12 protein-coding genes and 2 pseudogenes are annotated in these 17,165 nt (G+C 72.4%); 5 read left to right on the top strand and 9 right to left on the bottom strand.

What is annotated here, in order from left to right; translation table 11 throughout:
- Positions 1-850, bottom strand: a pseudogene (locus tag JM949_RS22665) (hypothetical protein); the annotation flags it as partial.
- 217 nt (positions 851-1,067) lie between these two features.
- On the opposite strand from JM949_RS22665, the gene JM949_RS22660 reads away from it, so the two are divergent.
- Positions 1,068-1,460 (top strand): PH domain-containing protein, encoded by a 393-nt coding sequence (locus JM949_RS22660; RefSeq protein ID WP_203150364.1) that lies wholly within the window; start codon positions 1,068-1,070, stop codon positions 1,458-1,460.
- Here the strand turns inward: JM949_RS22660 and JM949_RS22655 are convergent.
- Positions 1,454-2,380, bottom strand: coding sequence for a 2-hydroxyacid dehydrogenase (locus JM949_RS22655; protein ID WP_203150363.1), 927 nt, complete (start codon positions 2,378-2,380; stop codon positions 1,454-1,456). The genes JM949_RS22660 and JM949_RS22655 overlap by 7 nt on opposite strands.
- A 189-nt stretch (positions 2,381-2,569) precedes the next feature.
- On the opposite strand from JM949_RS22655, the gene JM949_RS22650 reads away from it, so the two are divergent.
- The 3 genes from JM949_RS22650 to JM949_RS22640 all read left to right on the top strand — a co-directional run bounded on the left by JM949_RS22650 (position 2,570) and on the right by JM949_RS22640 (position 7,307).
- On the top strand, positions 2,570-4,387 hold the full coding sequence (locus JM949_RS22650) for a SpoIIE family protein phosphatase (RefSeq protein ID WP_203150362.1): 1,818 nt from the start codon (positions 2,570-2,572) through the stop codon (positions 4,385-4,387).
- A gap of 82 nt (positions 4,388-4,469) precedes the next feature.
- A complete protein-coding gene (locus JM949_RS22645) occupies positions 4,470-5,642 on the top strand; it encodes a PQQ-dependent sugar dehydrogenase (RefSeq protein WP_203150361.1) in 1,173 nt (390 codons plus the stop codon).
- A 60-nt stretch (positions 5,643-5,702) separates the two neighbouring features.
- A complete protein-coding gene (locus JM949_RS22640) occupies positions 5,703-7,307 on the top strand; it encodes a metallophosphoesterase (RefSeq protein WP_203150360.1) in 1,605 nt (534 codons plus the stop codon).
- A 43-nt stretch (positions 7,308-7,350) separates the two neighbouring features.
- Here the strand turns inward: JM949_RS22640 and JM949_RS22635 are convergent, their stop codons facing one another.
- Together JM949_RS22635 and gatB are read right to left on the bottom strand one after the other, a co-directional pair.
- Complete coding sequence (locus tag JM949_RS22635) at positions 7,351-9,708, bottom strand: transketolase-like TK C-terminal-containing protein (protein ID WP_203150359.1); 2,358 nt, start codon at positions 9,706-9,708, stop codon at positions 7,351-7,353.
- A gap of 123 nt (positions 9,709-9,831) precedes the next feature.
- Positions 9,832-11,331 (bottom strand): Asp-tRNA(Asn)/Glu-tRNA(Gln) amidotransferase subunit GatB, encoded by a 1,500-nt coding sequence (gatB, locus tag JM949_RS22630; RefSeq protein ID WP_203150358.1) that lies wholly within the window; start codon positions 11,329-11,331, stop codon positions 9,832-9,834.
- 204 nt (positions 11,332-11,535) lie between these two features.
- Between gatB and JM949_RS22625 the strand changes: the two genes are divergently transcribed.
- Entirely contained in the window at positions 11,536-12,027 is a 492-nt protein-coding gene (locus tag JM949_RS22625) for a hypothetical protein (RefSeq protein ID WP_203150357.1), read from the top strand.
- Here JM949_RS22625 and JM949_RS22620 read toward each other — a convergent pair.
- From JM949_RS22620 to JM949_RS22600, 5 genes and pseudogenes are all read right to left on the bottom strand, one after another.
- Positions 12,012-12,641, bottom strand: coding sequence for a DUF4276 family protein (locus tag JM949_RS22620; protein WP_203150356.1), 630 nt, complete (start codon positions 12,639-12,641; stop codon positions 12,012-12,014). The genes JM949_RS22625 and JM949_RS22620 overlap by 16 nt on opposite strands.
- The gene (locus JM949_RS22615; protein WP_203150355.1) at positions 12,641-14,032 is read right to left on the bottom strand and encodes an AAA family ATPase; all 1,392 of its coding nucleotides are present in this window, start codon (positions 14,030-14,032) and stop codon (positions 12,641-12,643) included. Before JM949_RS22615 ends, JM949_RS22620 begins: the two co-directional genes overlap by 1 nt.
- Positions 14,033-14,043: 11 nt before the next feature.
- The gene (gene gatA, locus JM949_RS22610) at positions 14,044-15,519 is read right to left on the bottom strand and encodes an Asp-tRNA(Asn)/Glu-tRNA(Gln) amidotransferase subunit GatA (protein WP_203150354.1); all 1,476 of its coding nucleotides are present in this window, start codon (positions 15,517-15,519) and stop codon (positions 14,044-14,046) included.
- A 76-nt stretch (positions 15,520-15,595) separates the two neighbouring features.
- Positions 15,596-15,901 (bottom strand): Asp-tRNA(Asn)/Glu-tRNA(Gln) amidotransferase subunit GatC, encoded by a 306-nt coding sequence (gene gatC, locus JM949_RS22605; RefSeq protein ID WP_091393256.1) that lies wholly within the window; start codon positions 15,899-15,901, stop codon positions 15,596-15,598.
- A 156-nt stretch (positions 15,902-16,057) separates the two neighbouring features.
- Positions 16,058-17,165: pseudogene (locus JM949_RS22600) on the bottom strand (putative bifunctional diguanylate cyclase/phosphodiesterase); the annotation flags it as partial.

Below are 17,165 nucleotides of genomic sequence, written 5' to 3'. Positions count from 1 at the left end.
AACAACACGCTCGTCCGGTCCGGTGCGCGGCCAGCGCCCAGGTGCAGACCCGCCGCCAGCAGCAGCACCGCCGCCGGGAGCACCGGTCGGGGCCAGGCCGCGGCGACGGCTCCGCCGGGTCGTCCACGTCCGCCGCGCGAGCCGCACCGACGGCGACGAACAGCATCCCGACCACCAACGGGGGTACGGCCAGCAGTGCCGCCCGACCGGCCGGCGCGGACCACAACGTGGCCAGCAACACCAGCCCGCCCACTGTGAGCAGGACGCCACCCCGGCAGAGCGCCGCACCCGAGCGTCGCCGGGGCCCGGCGAACGCGTTCAGCGCGGCCACGCCCAGCCCGCCGAGCGTCAACGCGGCGACCAGCCGAGCCGGAACCGGCAGGCCGTCCCGGGGCAGCAGCAACCAACCGGCGAGGGCCAGGCCGACGGCCGGGCCGCCCGACTCGACCAGCCGGCGCAGTCGCACCCCGGCCGCCGGATTCGCACGGCCCGGGAGCCGGCGCAGACCGAAGCCGGAGAGGACCGCCACGACCAGCGGCCCGACCAGCACGGCGACCGGGTGCCCGAGGTCGGCCAGGGGCAGCAGGACGGCGGTGAGACCGGCCGCCACCACCGCCGCGTCGAGCAGCACTCCCGCCGCGCGCGGGGTCGGATCGGCACCGCGTCGGGTGGCCAGCCGGGAGAGCCGCAACCCGGCGAGGGTGGCACCGGCACCGGCGGCCAGCGCGATCACCACCGAGGCCGGGACCAGGTCGGCGGCGCCGGCGAGGAGGAGCAGCGCCACCGCCGTGGACGTGGCGGCCTCCGGGACCGCGCGGCGGGGGACGTGGAACGGGTACGCGAGAAGCACGGCGGTCGCCTTCGTGAGGGGGCACGGGGGCGGTGCGGCGGTGCGGGACAGCGGACGGTGCGGGTCCGCTGCCCACGATTGGCAACGATGGACAGCCGGAATGGTTACTTGTCGGTCACTCAGAGAAGACAACGACCTGTGTCACTGTACGGCGTACCAGGCGCCGTCGGCACCGCCCGCCGCGAGCCGGACCGGCCGGGGGTGGGATCATCGGAGGGTGAGTAAGCACGACACGGTCCGCTTCCGGCACCACCAAGCCATCCTGGTGGCCGCGGTCATCGCCTTCATCGGCGCCCTGCCACTGGCCAACGCCCGGGCCTACCTGCTGCCGGTGCTGCTCGTCCCGCTGGCCGTCGCGGTCTGGGCCTGGCGGGCCGGCACCGACGCCGACGCGCGGGAGCTGCGCGTCCGGGCGCTGGCCGGGCAACGCCGGATCGGTTGGGACCAGGTTCTCGAACTGGTGACCGACCAGCGCGGACGGGCGGTCGCCCGGCTCGACGACGGCCGCCAGGTCGTCCTGCCGGCCGTCCGAGGGACGGATCTGCCCCAGCTGGTCGCGGCCACCGGCCAGACGCTGCCCGACGCGCCGGCGGACCCGCCCGATCAGTAGCCGTCGACCACCGTGTTGATCAGCGGTTGCCCGGCGGCGAACCGGCGTACCTGATCGCCGACCAGTCGGTAGGCCCGGGGCAGCAGGCCACGCACCGACCCGGCCACGTGCGGGGTGAGCAGCACGTTCGGCATCGCCCAGAGTGGCGAGTCGGCGGGCAGCGGCTCCGGGTCGGTGACGTCCAACGCGGCCGAGATCCGACCGGTGCCCAGCTCGGCGACGAGCGCCTCGGTGTGCGCCACCGGCCCCCGGGCGGCGTTCACCAACAGCGCCCCGTCCGGCATCGCGGCCAGGAAGTCCTTGTCGATCAGGCCACGGGTCTGGTCGGTGAGCGGGACCAGCACCACCACCACGTCCGCCTCCGGCAGCAGCCGGGGCAGCTCCTCGACGGCGTGCACCCCCTGCTCCGCGCGGGCCCTCCGGGCGACCAGGGTGAAGCTCACGTCGAACGGGGCGAGCCGGTCGCGCACCGCGGTGCCGATCGAACCGGCTCCGATGATGAGCACCCGCTTGCCGGTCAACTCGTCGGTCGGGGTGTTCCCCTCGTACGCCCAGCGCCGGTCGGCCTGTGCGCGCACGAACGCCGGGAACGCCCGCAACTGGGCGAGGATGGCGGTGACCACCCACTCGGCGGTGGCGGGGTCGTGCACACCCCGGGCGTCGCAGAGCGTGATGCCGGGCGGCGTACGACCGGCCCAGGCGTCCGCCCCGGCGGAGAGCAACTGCACCACCGCCAGGTCGGGCAGCTCCCGCAGCAACGCCGTCGCGTCCGAGCCGCCCAGGAACGGTGGCACCCAGACCCGGACGTCGGCCGCCTCGGAGGGCATCCGGTCGGCGTGCTCGAAGACCTCCACGGTGACGTCCGGGGGCAGCTCGCCCAGGAGGTTCAGGCCGGCCTGGTGCGGAATCCATACCTTCACGTCCGCCGACGATAGTCCCCGGCGCCGCGGCCGGTGCGGGCACCGCGTCGATTCGACGTCCCCGAGGGGATGGCGCGCGGCGGCGGGGTGGCCCGGGACTCACCGCACCGATGTTCGGCCGGAGCCCGAACGAGGTATAAGGAAGCGTCGGAGGACCGGTCCGCCTCCGCCCGGCAGACAGGTACGCGGATGACCGACGGCTCCCCCGCCACCAACCGGCGTTCGATCGCCCCAGCCACGGCGCTCGGCGACCCGGCGCGGTTACGCGCGCTCGCCGAGACCGGGCTGGACGCCACCCCGGACGAGGCGTTCGACCGGTTCGCCCGGCTGGCCAGCGACCTGCTGGAGGTGCCGGTCGCGCTGGTCGCGCTGGTCTCGGCCGACCGGCAGTTCTTCCCGGGCGCGATCGGGTTGCCGCCGCCCTGGTCGGAACGCCGGCAGACCCCGCTGAGCCACTCGTTCTGCCAGCACGTGGTGGACATCGAGGTGCCGATGGTGCTGCCGGACGCCCGGCTCCATCCCCGCGTCCGCGACAACCTGGCCATCGACGACCTTGGCGTGGTCGCGTACGCGGGGATGCCGCTGACCGACCTCTCCGGCCGGGTGCTCGGTTCGCTCTGCGCCATCGACAACAAGCCCCGCGCGTGGACCGCCGCACAGTTGCGCACGCTTGCCGACCTGGCGGCCGCCTGCTCGTCGGAGCTGCGACTGCGGATCGCGCTGGACGGCGCCCGGGAGGCACAGCGGCTGGCCATGCAGGCACACGAACGGCTGGAGCTGCTGGCCGGGGTGAGCGAGACGCTGGCCGGCACCCTGGACGTGGGCACCGCGCTGCGCCGGCTCGCCGCCACCATGGTGCCGCTGCTCGCCGACTGGTGTCTGCTCACCCTGATCGGGCCGACCGGCCAGCCCCGCGAGGTGGTCTCGGTGCACCGCGACCCGGGCCGCACGGCGGACGTGCACCGCTTCGGCGACCTGCTGCGCACCGGGCTGAGCCCCGACTCGGTCATCCGGGAGGTGCTCCGCAGCGGCGAGCCCCGACTCGGCAAAGTGGCGTCCCTGGCCGACGTGACGAGGGGCACCACCAACCCGGAGATGGCCAAGATCGCCGGCCGGCTGGGCATCTCCTCCTACCTGAGCGTGCCGGTGCGGGACGTCGGCGGGACGGTGTTGGGGGCGATCACCATCGTCAACGGCCCGCAGCGGCAGCCGTTCGACGATCGGGACCTGCTCACCACGCTGGACATCGGCCGCCGGGCCGGCCAGGCCGTCGGCAACAGCTCGATGTACGGCGAGCAGCGGCACGTCGCCGAGGTCCTGCAACACAGCATGCTTCCCCGGCTGCCGGTGGTGGCGGAGTTGGAGCTGGCGGCCCGCTACCAGCCGGCGGCCGACCGGGTGGCGGTGGGCGGCGACTGGTACGACGCCTTCGTGCAGCCCAACGGTGACGTGATCGCCGCGATCGGGGACGTGGCCGGGCACGACATCGAGGCGGCGGCGACCATGGGCCAACTGCGCAACCTGGTCCGGGGCAACGCCTTCGGTCGGCCGGACGAGGTCGGGGCGCTGCTGAGCAACCTGGACGACGCGATCCGCGGCCTGCGGCTGTCGATCGCCGCCACCGCGACGCTGGTCCGGATCAGTCCGCAACGCGCGGGCGTCCACGAGGCGACCTGGTCCAACGCCGGGCACCCGGCGGCCCTGGTGATTCGCCTCGGCGGGGCGGTGGAGGCTCTCCAGGCGACCCCGGAGCCGCTGCTCGGCCTGGCTCGTCGGATGGCACGAACGAGCCAGTCGACAAGCCTCGCCACCGGTGACACCCTGCTGCTCTACACCGACGGGCTGATCGAACGGCGGGACCGCTCGATCGACGAGGGGTTGGCCGAGCTGGTGGATCGGCTCACCGGCACCGACACGCTGCCCCTGGACGAGCTGTGCGACAGGCTGCTCGCCCCGATCTCGCACCGGGAGGACGACACCGCACTGCTGGCCGTACGGGCGCGGTGAGCGGAGCACCGAGCCGTGCCGTCGGCACCCGTCGGATCTCGACGGGCCCGGCCGGGCGGTGTGGCCGGCTACCCTGGGCCGGGTGAGCGCCCGTCCCCCGTACCCTCGCATCCGCCGCCTCCGGGTGGCCCTCGCGGCGTCCTGCGCGGCGTTGCTGTTCACCGCCGGTTGCAGCTTCGGCGAACCGGAGCCCGACCCGGCCGGTGAACCGCCCAACCTGCCGACCCCGTCCGCGTCGGCGAACCCCGGTGGCGCCGGCCAGCAGGCGGTGGCGACAGTGCTCGCCAAGGGTCTGCGGGTGCCCTGGGCCATCGCCTTCCTGCCGGACGGCGGCGCGCTGGTCACCGAACGGGACAGCGGCCGGATCCTGCAGGTGGGGCCCGAGTCCGGGCCGGACGGGCTGCGGGTCCGCCCGGTGCAGACGATCCCCGACGTGGCGGCGGCGGGTGAGGGTGGGCTGCTCGGCATCGCCGTCTCCCCCGACTACGCCAAGGACAAGACGGTCTTCGTCTACTACACGGCGGAGCAGGACAACCGGGTCGCCCGGCTCCAGCTCGGCGGGGAGCCCACCCCGATCGTCACCGGCATCCCGAAGGCCAACGTGCACAACGGTGGTGGGCTGGGTTTCGGCCCGGACGGGCAGCTCTACGTCAGCACGGGTGACGCGGGCGAGCGCCCGCTCTCGCAGGACGTGAAGAGCCTCGGCGGCAAGATCCTGCGGATCACCCCGGACGGCAGGCCCGCCGCCGGCAATCCCTACCCCAACTCCCCGGTCTGGTCGCTGGGTCACCGCAACGTGCAGGGCTTCACCTGGGACGCCGCCAAGCGGATGTACGCCGTGGAGTTCGGCCAGAACACCTGGGACGAGGTCAACCAGATCACCAAGGGCGGCAACTACGGCTGGCCGGAGGTCGAGGGGCGGGCCGGCGACAGGCGGTTCACCGACCCGATCGCGCAGTGGGCGACCTCGGACGCGTCCTGCTCCGGCCTGGCCGCCGCGGACCGGCTGCTGGTCACCGGCTGCCTGCGCGGCAAGCGCCTCTGGGTGCTGGAGTTGACCGACACCGGTACGCTGCTCGGTCAGCCCAGTGAGCTGCTCACCAACCGGTACGGCCGGCTGCGCGCGGTGGCCGCGGCACCGGACGGCTCGCTCTGGGTGAGCACCTCCAACCACGACGGGCGGGGCACCCCGGCCGGCGACGACGACCGGCTCCTGCGGGTGGTCTTCGCCGGCGGCGACGGCGGCCGCAGCTGACTTCGTCACCATCCGTTCAGGTTTGGCAAGATCTTCCAACGGGCAGGTCAGAATTTCAGCATGGACGGGCAACGCGACGAGCGGCACGACGACGCCGGTGACCGGGACGACCCGGTGACCGGCGACGATCGGCGGCGTCCGGCGGGCTGGCGGGTCGCCGTCGCCGGCCCGGCCCGCCGCATCGGGCTGATCGTCGCCGTCCTCGCCGTAACCCTGACCGGAACCGTGCTCGGGGTGCTCGGCGGCGGTCAGGTGGACACCGACATCGGCCCGTTCCGGGCCAACCTCAGCCTCTCCCCCGCCCGGGACGGCGGCACCACCGTCGACATCCCGCCGCTCGGCGCGCTGCTGCTCGACAGCCACGGCGGGCCGACCCACCTCACCGTTCGGCTCGGTGCGCTCGACCAGGGGCGCACCGAGGCCCTGCTCGACGACCCGGCGAGCATCAGCCGGGCCAGCCAGAGCGCCGTGGAAGACGTCCGCTCCGGCGTGATGCGCCTCGGCCTGCGTACCCTCGGCGCGTCGGTGCTGGTCACCCTGCTGCTGGCCGGGCTGATCTTCCGCAACGCCCGGCGCACCGCCTGGGCGGGCGGGCTGGCGCTGCTCATCACCGCCGGCAGCCTCGGCACGGCGGCGGCGACCCTGCACCCGCAGGCCATCGAGGAACCACGCTACGAGGGGCTGCTGGTGAACGCGCCGGCCATCGTCGGCGACGCGCGTCGGATCGCCAACGACTACACCAAGTACGCCGAACAGTTGCAACGCCTGGTCGGCAACGTCAGCCAGCTCTACACCACCGTCTCGGCGCTCCCGGTGTACGAGCCGGCCCCGGGCACCACCCGGGTCCTGCACGTCTCGGACATGCACCTCAACCCGACCGGTTGGCAGCTGATCCGGACGGTGGTGGAGCAGTTCGGCATCGACGTGGTGATCGACACCGGGGACATCACCGACTGGGGCAGTGAGCCGGAGGCCTCCTTCGTCGGTTCGATCAGCCTGCTCAAGAAGCCGTACGTCTTCATCCGGGGCAACCACGACTCGGGCAAGACCGCCGCCGCGGTGGCCCGCCAGCCGAACGCGATAGTGCTGAACAACTCGACGACGACCGTCGCCGGGCTGACCATCGCGGGCATCGGCGACCCTCGTTTCACCCCGGACAAGAACACCTCCCCCGCCGGCAGTGGGCTGACCCAGCAGGTGGCCGACCAGGTGATCGGGGCCGGCAACCAGCTCGCCGCGACGGTCCGCAACTCACCACGGCCGGTCACCATCGCACTCGTGCACGACCCGGCGTCGGCCGGGCCGCTCTCCGGCACCTGCCCGCTGGTGCTGGCCGGGCACACCCACTCCCGGCAGGTCTCCGAACTGCCGCAGGTCCCCGGGCAGCAACCCACCACGCTGATGGTGGAGGGCTCCACCGGCGGTGCCGGGCTGCGCGGCCTGGAGGGCGAGAAGCCGACCCCGCTGTCGATGAGCGTGCTCTACTTCGACCAGCAGAAAATGCTCCAAGCCTACGACACCATCACCGTCGGCGGGACCGGGCAGGCCCAGGTCAACCTGGAACGACGCCTGGTGGAGAACCCGACCGGCGGTGTCCCCGGCACCCCCACGCCCACGCCGACCGGCGGTGTCCCCGCCACACCCACGCCCACCCCGACCGGCTGAGCCGACGCCGACACCCGCCAGCGGACCGGCGGGCGCCGACGGGTCAGCGCAGGGCGATGGCGGCCAGGGCCGCGTTGACAATGCTGCCGGGCAGCAGGTCGTGCAGGTCGTACAGCTCGGCGACGCTGCCGGACTGGCCGAACTCGTCCACCCCGAGCGGCACCGCCGGCGCGCCGACCGCCGAACCGAGCCAGGCCATCGCATGCGACGCGGCGTCGTGCACTGTCACCACCGGAACCCGGTCGGCGAACGCGGACCGCAGCGCGCCCGGCACGCTCGGCACGGTCGCCGTCCGGACGCCCTGCCGCAGGGTGCGCTGCCACGCCCGGTAGAGCCGGTCCAGCGAGGTCACGTCCACCACGTGCGCGGCGATGCCCTCCTCGGCCAGCTCCGCCGCGGCGGCCAGCACCTCGGGCAGCACCGCCCCGGAGGCGGCCAGCTGCACCACCGGCGCGTCGGCCAGGTGCGGGTACGCCTGGTGCGCGTCGACCAGCCGGTACGCCCCGGCGACCACCTGCCGGCGCAGCACCGCGTCACCGAGCCGGGCCCGGGCCGCCTCGAACGGCGCCTGGTCCAGCGGGCGGGTGCTCAACCGGAAGTAGTACGCGCCGTCCTCGGCCGGGGCGGCGGTCGCGGCCGGGGTCGAACCGCCGGCGATCTGCCCGAGCGCGTCGCAGAGCAGCCAGTCGAGGCTGGCCGCGTACGCCGGCTCGACGAAGGTCACCCCGGGCAGCTCCAGGCCGACCGACGCGGTGATGGTGGACTGGTGCGCGCCGCCCTCCGGGGCGAGGGTGATGCCGGACGGGGTGCCGGCCACCACGAACCGCGAGCCGGAGTACGTGCCGTACAGAAACGCGTCCAGGCCGCGCAGCACGAACGGGTCGTAGACGGTGCCCACCGGCAGCAGCGGCTGCCCGGACAGGTCCCAGGAGAGCCCGAGCTGACCGAGCAGCAGGAACAGGTTCATCTCCGAGATGCCCAGCTCGATGTGCTGCCCCGCGGGGCTCTCCGTCCAGCGCAGCATCCGGTCCTCGGTCCAGGAACGCTGCTCGGTGGGGGCGAACACCCCGGTCTTGTTGATGAACCCGGCCAGGTTGGTGGAGGTGGCCACGTCCGGGGCGGTGGTGACCAGGTAACGGCCCACCTCCCGATCCCGGGCCAGGTCCACCAGCACCCGACCGAAGACCTCCTGGGTGGAGATCGGCTTGTTGGCGCGTACTCCGGTGCTCTCCGGGACGGTGACCCCCAGCGCGCGCTCGCGCGGCGCGCGGGACAGCGCCTCCCGGCGGGCGCCGGCCCGGATCCCGGCGGGTGACGCCGGGTCGAGGCGGTCCCACTCGGTCTCGGCGGTCAACCCCTGCGCGGCGCGCAGCGTGTCCACCTGCTCGGTGCTGAGCAGCGCCGAGTGGTTGCGCGGGTTGCCGGCGATGGGCAACCCCCAACCCTTCACGGTGTACGCGAAGACGACGCTCGGCCGGTCGGTGACCGCGTCACACTGGGCGTACGCGTCCAGCATCGCCGCCAGGTCGTGCCCGCCCAGGTCGGTGACGAGCGGGCCCAGCTCCTCGTCGTCGACGTCGGCGATCAGCTCGGCGATGCCGGCCGGCGCGCCGTCCAGGAACTGCTTGCGCAGTGCCGGCCCGGCCAGCCCGAACAGCGACTGGTACTGCTCGTTGGGCATCGCGTCGATCCAGTCGCGCAACGCCTCCCCACCCGGCCGGGCGTACGCCTCGGCGAGCCGGCGACCGTACTTGACCTCCACGACGTGCCAGCCGGCCGCTTCGAACTGACCCCGCCACTGGTTGATCCGGATCCCGGGCACCACCCGGTCCAGCGACTGACGGTTGAAGTCGACAAGCCACATGACGTTGCCCAGCCCGGTGGTCGCCGGGTCGGCCACCGCCTCCCAGATGTTGCCCTCGTCCAGCTCGGCGTCACCGATCAGCGCCACGAACCGGGAGTGCGGCCGGGCTCCGAAGTGCGCGTCGACGTACCGGCGGGTGGCGGCGGCGAAGAGCGGCGCCGCCGCGCCCAGGCCGACCGAACCGGTGGAGAAGTCCACAGCGTCCGGGTCCTTCGTCCGGGACGGGTACGACTGGAGCCCACCACGGGCCCGCAGCCGGGGCAGGTAGGACCGGTCCAGGTTGCCGAGCAGGTACTGGACGGCGTGGAACACCGGGGAGGCGTGCGGCTTCACGGCGACCCGGTCCTCGGCGTCCAGGTGCGCGAACCAGAGCGCGGTCATCGCGGTGACCAGGGAGGCGCTGGACGCCTGGTGCCCGCCGACCTTCACCCCGTCGCCGGTGGCCCGGTCATGGTTGGCGGCGTCCACGATCCGGGTGGCGAGCCAGAGCACCCGCCGCTGGATCTCGTCGAGGGCATCGAGGTCGTGCTCGGTCACGGTGGCTCCATCCGGGCGTCGCCGTTGACGCCCTCGCGAGGGGTGCGGGGGTGGCCGCGTGGTCGACAGGGGGTGGCGGAAGGCCGCCGCCGGGTCCCGGCGGCGGCCTGCTCCGGGTGGGTCTCAGCCCTGGACGCCGAGGCGCTCCAGGATCAGCTCCCGCAGGGTCTTCGCGTCGGCCTGACCCCGGGTGGTCTTCATGACCGCGCCGACCAGCGCGCCGACCGCCGCGACCTTGCCACTGCGGATCTTGTCGGCGATGCCGGGGTTCGCGGCGATCGCCTCGTCCACGGCAGCGGTGAGCGCGCCGGTGTCCGACACGACCTCCAGGCCCCGGCTGGTCATGATCTCGGTGGGCGAGCCCTCACCGTCGACCACGCCCTCCAACACCGTGCGGGCCATCTTGTCGTTGAGCTTGCCGGCGTCGACCAGCCCCTGAAGCTCGGCGACCTGGGCCGGGGTGGCACCGATCTCGGCCAGCTCCACGCCGCTCTCGTTGGCCCGGCGGGACAGCTCACCCAGCCACCACTTCCGGGCCGCGGCCGGGGTGGTGCCGGCGGCCACGGTGGCCTCGATCAGCTCGACCGCGCCGGCGTTCAGCACCGACTGCATGTCCAGGTCCGACAGGCCCCACTGCTCCTGGAGTCGACGCCGGTGCACCCGGGGCAGCTCCGGCAGGGCGGCCTTCAGCTCGGCGACCCAGGCCGGGTCCGGGGCGATCGGCACCAGATCCGGTTCGGGGAAGTACCGGTAGTCGGTGGCCGTCTCCTTCGAGCGACCCGGGGTGGTGTCGCCGGTGTCCTCGTGGAAGTGGCGGGTCTCCTGGGTGATCCGGCCGCCCGCGTCGAGCACCGACGCCTGCCGCAGCATCTCCGAGCGGACCGCCCGCTCCACCGAGCGCAGCGAGTTGACGTTCTTGGTCTCGGTACGGGTGCCCCACTCCGCGCCTGGCAGGTTGAGCGAGGTGTTCACGTCGCAGCGCAGCGAACCCTCCTCCATCCGCACGTCGGACACACCGAGGGTGCGGATCACGTCGCGCAGCTCGGCGACGTACGCCTTGGCCACCTCGGGGGCGAGCGCACCGGTGCCGGTGATCGGCTTGGTGACGATCTCGACCAGCGGGATGCCGGCCCGGTTGTAGTCGACCAGCGACTCGGTCGCCCCGTGGATGCGGCCGGTGGCACCACCGACGTGCAGCGTCTTGCCGGTGTCCTCCTCGAGGTGCACCCGCTCGATCTCGATCCGCACCGTCTCACCGCCCACCTCGACGTCCAGGTACCCGTCGACGCAGATCGGCTCGTCGTACTGGCTGATCTGGAAGTTCTTCGGCATGTCCGGGTAGAAGTAGTTCTTCCGGGCGAACCGGCACCACTCGGCGATCGAGCAGTTCAACGCCAGGCCGATCCGGATGATCGCCTCGATGGCGGCCTTGTTCGCCACCGGCAGCGAGCCGGGCAGGCCCAGGCACACCGGGCAGACCCGGGTGTTCGGCTCGCCACCGAAGTCGGTCGGGCAGCCGCAGAACATCTTGGTGTTCGTGCCCAGCTCGACGTGGGTCTCCAGGCCGATCACCGGTTCGAAGCGCGCGACGACCTCGTCGTACGCGGGCAGTGTCGTGGTCATGAGACGCTCCAGGCGCGATCCGGACAGAACCTGTCCAGCCTAGTGGGGTTGCCGGCCCCCGGTTCGTCGGGGTTTCGCCGAACACGTCGTGGCTGGCCCTCGTTACGCGTAGCGAAACGGCTATCCGGGTAGGTATCGACCATGACGAACACCGGGGACGCCACGGGGAAGCGACAGCCTGCGCGTCGACTTACCGTTGTCGCGGTGACGCTGCTGGTGGCCGCCGTCGCGGCCGCGTTCGCCGTCGCGGCGCTCATGGACGACGAAGCGGCTCGGAGCGGCCCACTGGTCCGGCTGCTGCTCATCCTGGCCCCCGCCATGGTGGGTGTCGCCGTCGCCCTGTTGGTGACCCGCTTGATGCCAAGCAACCCCACCCGGTCGGGCGGCTCCCACCCGGGCAGCCTCCGGCAGGTGAAGGCGGCCCTGCGCGACGGGCGGACCACCGACCCGCGGATCGACGCGCTGGCGCGTAAGGAGGCGGAGCGCCAGGTGTCCCAGCGGTGGGTGCGCTGGATCTACGGTGCGGCCCTGGCGGCACAGGTGCTGCTGGTCATCGGCACCGACCGGCCGTCCAGCCGGTGGGTAGCCGGGCTGGGCGCGCTCGCCTGGGCGACGGCGCTCGGTCTGCACCGGGTCGCCACCCGACGCGCCCGTCGCTACCTCACCCAGCCGAGCCTGAATCAGGCTGGGCGGTAGCCCAGCCGCGTCAGCGCATCGCGAGTGTCGGTCCACCACCGTTTGTACGCGGGCACGCCCTGCAGACGATCCAGCGAGACCAACTCACCCAACTGACCATAGTGATCGGTCGTTGAACGGCTCACCCGCCGCATGACGCTGTTCAGCGCGCTCTTCGGATCGACCACTCGCTCCACCAGTCGCGGCTGTGCGGGGAGCCCCATCTCGGAGTCGGTCCAGCTGACACCGAGGGCACGTCGGAGTGCCTCACCATCTGCGAGAAGCCATGCCTCTGTCTCGCGCACTGGAACCACCGCTACGAGTTGCTCCGCGCGCTCTCCCCACAGTTCACGAAGAGGTCGCAGCCACTCCGCAGCGGTCCGCTCGGCGCTCGCGCCCTGATCGTGATGGAAGAAGACCAGCGAGAAGCTTGCCGGATTCTGCTCGACGAGGCCGACGACATCAGCAACCGAGCACGGGCCCCCTCTGTCGCGCAACGGCTGGACGTCGGCGACCTCGACAGCGTCCTCGAATTCCGTCAGGCAGATCTCGGTCAACGACCTGGCAAGCAACCGGGGCAGAAACTGGTCGTCGGTGACGCCCTCGGAGACCAACGCGGAGGTCAGATAACGCATCAGTTGTCCAACTCCGCCATGACCTCGAACTCGGCGATCTCCCTCGGGCTCACCACGCTTCCGACATCCAGCGCGTCGTCGATCGTGAGCTGCTGCGCCCCGGCAATCTTCCTCCATCGGCTGACCCGACTACGAGCCTGGCCGCGTTGGACGCGACTGACGACGTCCATGAAGACCGCGTCGGTCCGCGTCCGGGCCTGGGCGGGTTCCAACGCCCGCAGGATCGCCGGCGAGTGACTGCTCAAGATGAGCTGAGTCAGAGCGGCACCCTCGGTTCTCGCGTCGATGGCCCGATCGACGAGGTTGCGAAGATATCTGACGAACTGCGCGAGCCGTTGCGGAAAGATGCCGTTCTCCGGCTCTTCGAAGCAGATGAGACCGGCGCCCCGCGGGTCGTACAGCGCGGCCAGGAGGGCGATCGCCCGCAGGGTTCCGTCCGAGGCCACCCTCGCGGAGAACGGCGCTTCCTCCCGGGTCAGCACCTCCACCTGCCGCTGCCGACGGGCCTCGTCCTCGGCGAGGCGCACCCGGATGACACCTGGGATAACGGCGGCCAGGTCAGCGGAGAGATCGTTGAGCGCACCCTCCGGCCGGTCGTCGTCGCCGGTCTCGTCCGCCAGCCGTCGCAGCGTGTTCGCCAGGTGACCTCCGTTGGCCGCGAGGCCGTCGGGGTCATCGTAGGAGTCAGGGGCCCGCAGCGCGCTGGGGTCGAGGTGCAGCAGCCGCCACGACTGCAACTCCCGCTTCAGCGCGTACAGCAGGGGGAAATCCGTGGCCGTCGTCAGGCTGGACAAGACGGTAGCGGTGGCAGCCGTCGCAGGAAGTCGACGCTTACGACCCTGATTTCCCTGCTGCCTGATGCTGAAGACCGGACGGTTCTGCTCGTCCTGCTCCGTCTCCAACGGGTCGGCGCCCGTGCGGTAGGCCGCCAACCGCCTACGCTGCTCGGCGTCAAACCTGACTACCCATGTGTCGTCCGCGCGGCGGATTCTCCTAACTGCCTCACGGACGACGTACGGCCGCTGTGTCCCACTGTGGCCGGTCGACCTAAGTTCGAGCGTTAGCTCGTAACGCAACCGCGAATGGTTGACTTCGGCGGTGTCGCCGAACGCATCGGTGACCGACCTGTCCAACAGCACTTCCACCGCAAACGACATCACCCCTACGGTCGATCCGTCGGTGTGCTTGTGAAACAGGTCCACGATGTCACCACGCATGTGCTGAGCGGCTTCGAGAACCGGGTCGCCGGCCAGCCGGCCGAGAAACTGAATGGCATCGAAGAGGTTCGACTTGCCTGCCGCATTCCGCCCGATAATCACGAGAAAGGGCGGGATGTCCAACGAGAAATCACGGAAAGACTTGAACCCGTCAATCTCAATTCGCGTCAGCATCCCGCCCGCCCTCAGAGCGCCGGTGGGGTGAACGTGCCGATCGCGGACTCCAGCGCGGCGGCGACCCGGTACATCCGGTCGTCGGCCATCGTCGGAGCCATCACCTGCAGGCCGACCGGCAGCCCCTCGGAGAGACCGCAGGGCACCGAGATGCCCGGCCCGCCGTACAGGTTGGTCGGGATGGTGAACAGGTCGGCCAGGTACATCTGGTACGGGTCGGCGGTGCGGGCGCCGATCGGGAAGGCCGTGAACGGGGTGGTCGGCGAGATCAGCGCGTCGACCCGCTCGAACGCGGCGGTGAAGTCGCGCGTGATCAGCGTCCGGACCTTCTGCGCCTGCCCGTAGTACGCGTCGTAGTAACCCGACGACAGCGCGTACGTGCCGATCATGATGCGGCGCTTGACCTCCGGACCGAAGCCGGCCTCCCGGGTCAGCGACATGACCTCCTCCAGCGACCGGTTGCCGTCGTCGCCGACCCGCAGGCCGAACCGGACGCCGTCGAACCGGGCCAGGTTGGAGGAGCACTCGCTCGGGGCGATCAGGTAGTACGCCGGCAGCGCGTACGCGAACGTCGGGCAGGACACCTCGACGACCTCGGCGCCCATCTTGGTCAGCGCGTCCACCGACTCGCGGAACGCGGCCATCACGCCCGGCTCGGCGCCCTCGCCGACGAACTCACTGACGATGCCGAGTCGCACACCGGTCAGGTCACCAGTCGCGCCGAGCTTCGCCGCCGCCACCACGTCCGGCACCGGCTGCGGGATCGAGGTGGAGTCCCGCGGGTCGTGCCCGGCGATCACCTGGTGCAGCAGGGCCGCGTCCAACACGGTACGGGCGCACGGGCCGGGGGTGTCCAGCGACGAGGAGAAGGCCACCAGCCCGTAGCGGGAGGTGCCGCCGTAGGTGGGCTTCGCCCCCACGGTGCCGGTGACCGCGCCCGGCTGGCGGATCGAGCCGCCGGTGTCCGAGCCGATCGCCAGCGGCGCCTCGTACGCGGCCAGCGCGGCGGCGCTGCCACCACCCGAGCCACCCGGGATCCGGCTCAGGTCCCACGGGTTGTGCGTCGGGCCGTACGCCGAGTACTCGGTGGAGGAGCCCATCGCGAACTCGTCCATGTTCGTCTTGCCGAGCATCACCGTGCCCGCGTCGCGCAGCCGCTGCACGATCGTCGCGTCGTACGGCGGACGCCATCCCTCCAGGATCTTCGACCCGACGGTGGTCGGCACACCCCGGGTGGCGAGCACGTCCTTGACCGCGACCGGCACGCCCGCGAGCGGGCCCAACTCCTCGCCAGCGGCCCGGCGCTCATCCACCGCGCGGGCCGCCGCCAGCGCGCCGTCGCTGTCCACGTGCAGGAAGGCGTGCACCCGCTCGTCGACCGCGGCGATCCGGTCCAGGTGCGCCTGGGTCACCTCGACGGCGGAGGTCTCGCCCCCGGCGACCAGGGCCGCGATCTCCGTCGCGGTCATGCTGATCAGATCGCTCATGCCGTCACTCCGCTTCGCTCCACGACGCCATGAGGCACCACGGCGCCGAACTGCTGACTCGCTCGCTGCCGCTGGCTCATGACGCCACGTCCTCGGTCAGGATCCGCGGCACCCGGAACCGCTGGTCCTCGGCGTCGGGCGCGCCCGACAGCGCTTCCTCCGGGGTCAGGCACGGCGTGACCACGTCCTCGCGGAAGATGTTTGTCAGCGGCACCGAGTGCGAGGTCGGCGGGATGTCCGCGGCGGCGACCTCGCCCACCTGGGCGACCGCCTGGAGGATCACGTCGAGCTGGCCGGCGAAGGTGTCCAGCTCCTCCTCGGTGACGGCGAGCCGCGACAGGCGCGCCAGGTGCGCGACCTCCTCGCGGGAGATGGCGGCCATCCGTGCCCCCTTCTGAATTCCTGCTGGTCGGGCGGTGTGCCGGCCGCGCGACGGATGGAGCGTGACGCGCGGTGACCGGAGCGAGTCTATTGTTCCGCTCCGGTGCCGCGTCCTCGACTCCCCCTCCACCGCCCCCGTGCCGCGCGGGTGGGCGGGTCAGCGGCCGGGGCGACGACCGGAGTCGGCCTGCGGGTGCCCGCCGGTCGGCCGGACCGGCCGGTACCGGGCCAGCCAGGTGACCAACTCCTCGGCCGGCATGGGCCGGGCGTAGAACCAGCCCTGCGCGGCGTCGCAGCCGGCGGCGTGCAACATCCGCCAGGTCCGCTCGTCCTCGACGCCCTCGGCGACGACCCGCAACCCCAGCGCGCCGGCCAGCTCGATCATCGACCGGACGATCGCCGCGTCGTCGGCGTCGTCGGCCATGCCGAGGACGAACGACCGGTCCACCTTCACCTCGGACAGCGGCAACCGGCGTAGGTGCTGAAGTGACGAGTAGCCGGTGCCGAAGTCGTCCAACGAGATGGCCACGCCGATCCGGTGCAGGTGCGAGATGGTGGCCAGGACCCGACGCGGGTCGGCCATCAACGCCCCTTCGGTGATCTCCACCTGCAACCGCTCGGCCGGCACCCCGTAGCTGGCCAGCCGGTCGGCGATCTGGTCGGCGATCTCGCCGGTGTGCAGGTCACGCACGCTCACGTTGAGCGCCGCGCGCAGGCCGATGCCGGCCGCCGACCACTTGGCGAGCTGCTCCACCACGTCGTCGACGACCCGGCGGGTGAGCAGCCGCATGACGGCGCTCTGCTCGGCGACCCGGATGAGTTCCTCCGGGTCGACCATGCCCCGCCGCGGGTGCCGCCACCGCAGCAGGGCCTCGACCCCGACCACCTCGCCGGTCGCGATGGCGATCTGCGGCTGGTAGTACATGGTGATCTCGCCGGCGTCGTCCGCCGGGTCGCCGTCCGGGTTCGCCCATCCGGTCGGTTCGAGCGGGTGCCCAGCCGGTCCCGGCCCGGCGTCCCGTCGCCGCGTGGGTGCGGCGTTGCCCACCACCGACACCAAGCCGCCGTTTCGTGACCGCCGCCCGCCGGCTCCGGCCCGCCGCTCCCGGGCGAGCCGGGTCGGGTGCCGGTCACCGTAGCCCGGGCGTCGCGACGCCGGGTCGGGTCGGCTCCGGTGGCGATCCGGTTGATCAGTTCATCGGCGTGCAGCGGTTCCGGGTCGGTGTGCCGACGCCGTCCCCACCACCGGCCACCGCCCGGCGGGG

The sequence above is a fragment of the Micromonospora tarensis genome (assembly GCF_016803395.1).
In the GTDB taxonomy this organism is placed as follows: domain Bacteria; phylum Actinomycetota; class Actinomycetes; order Mycobacteriales; family Micromonosporaceae; genus Micromonospora; species Micromonospora tarensis.
Note: the sequence above shows the minus strand (reverse complement) of the source record. Positions and strands in the feature narration are given on the sequence as shown.

Coding starts and splice junctions, on each gene's coding strand:
- JM949_RS22620 (WP_203150356.1), bottom strand. CDS start 12,641: ATGCGTTATCTGACCTCCGCGTTGGTCTCCGAGGGCGTCACCGACGAC.
- gatC (WP_091393256.1), bottom strand. CDS start 15,901: ATGGCCGCCATCTCCCGCGAGGAGGTCGCGCACCTGGCGCGCCTGTCG.
- JM949_RS22615 (WP_203150355.1), bottom strand. CDS start 14,032: ATGCTGACGCGAATTGAGATTGACGGGTTCAAGTCTTTCCGTGATTTC.
- JM949_RS22640 (WP_203150360.1), top strand. CDS start 5,703: ATGGACGGGCAACGCGACGAGCGGCACGACGACGCCGGTGACCGGGAC.
- JM949_RS22650 (WP_203150362.1), top strand. CDS start 2,570: ATGACCGACGGCTCCCCCGCCACCAACCGGCGTTCGATCGCCCCAGCC.
- gatB (WP_203150358.1), bottom strand. CDS start 11,331: ATGACCACGACACTGCCCGCGTACGACGAGGTCGTCGCGCGCTTCGAA.
- gatA (WP_203150354.1), bottom strand. CDS start 15,519: ATGAGCGATCTGATCAGCATGACCGCGACGGAGATCGCGGCCCTGGTC.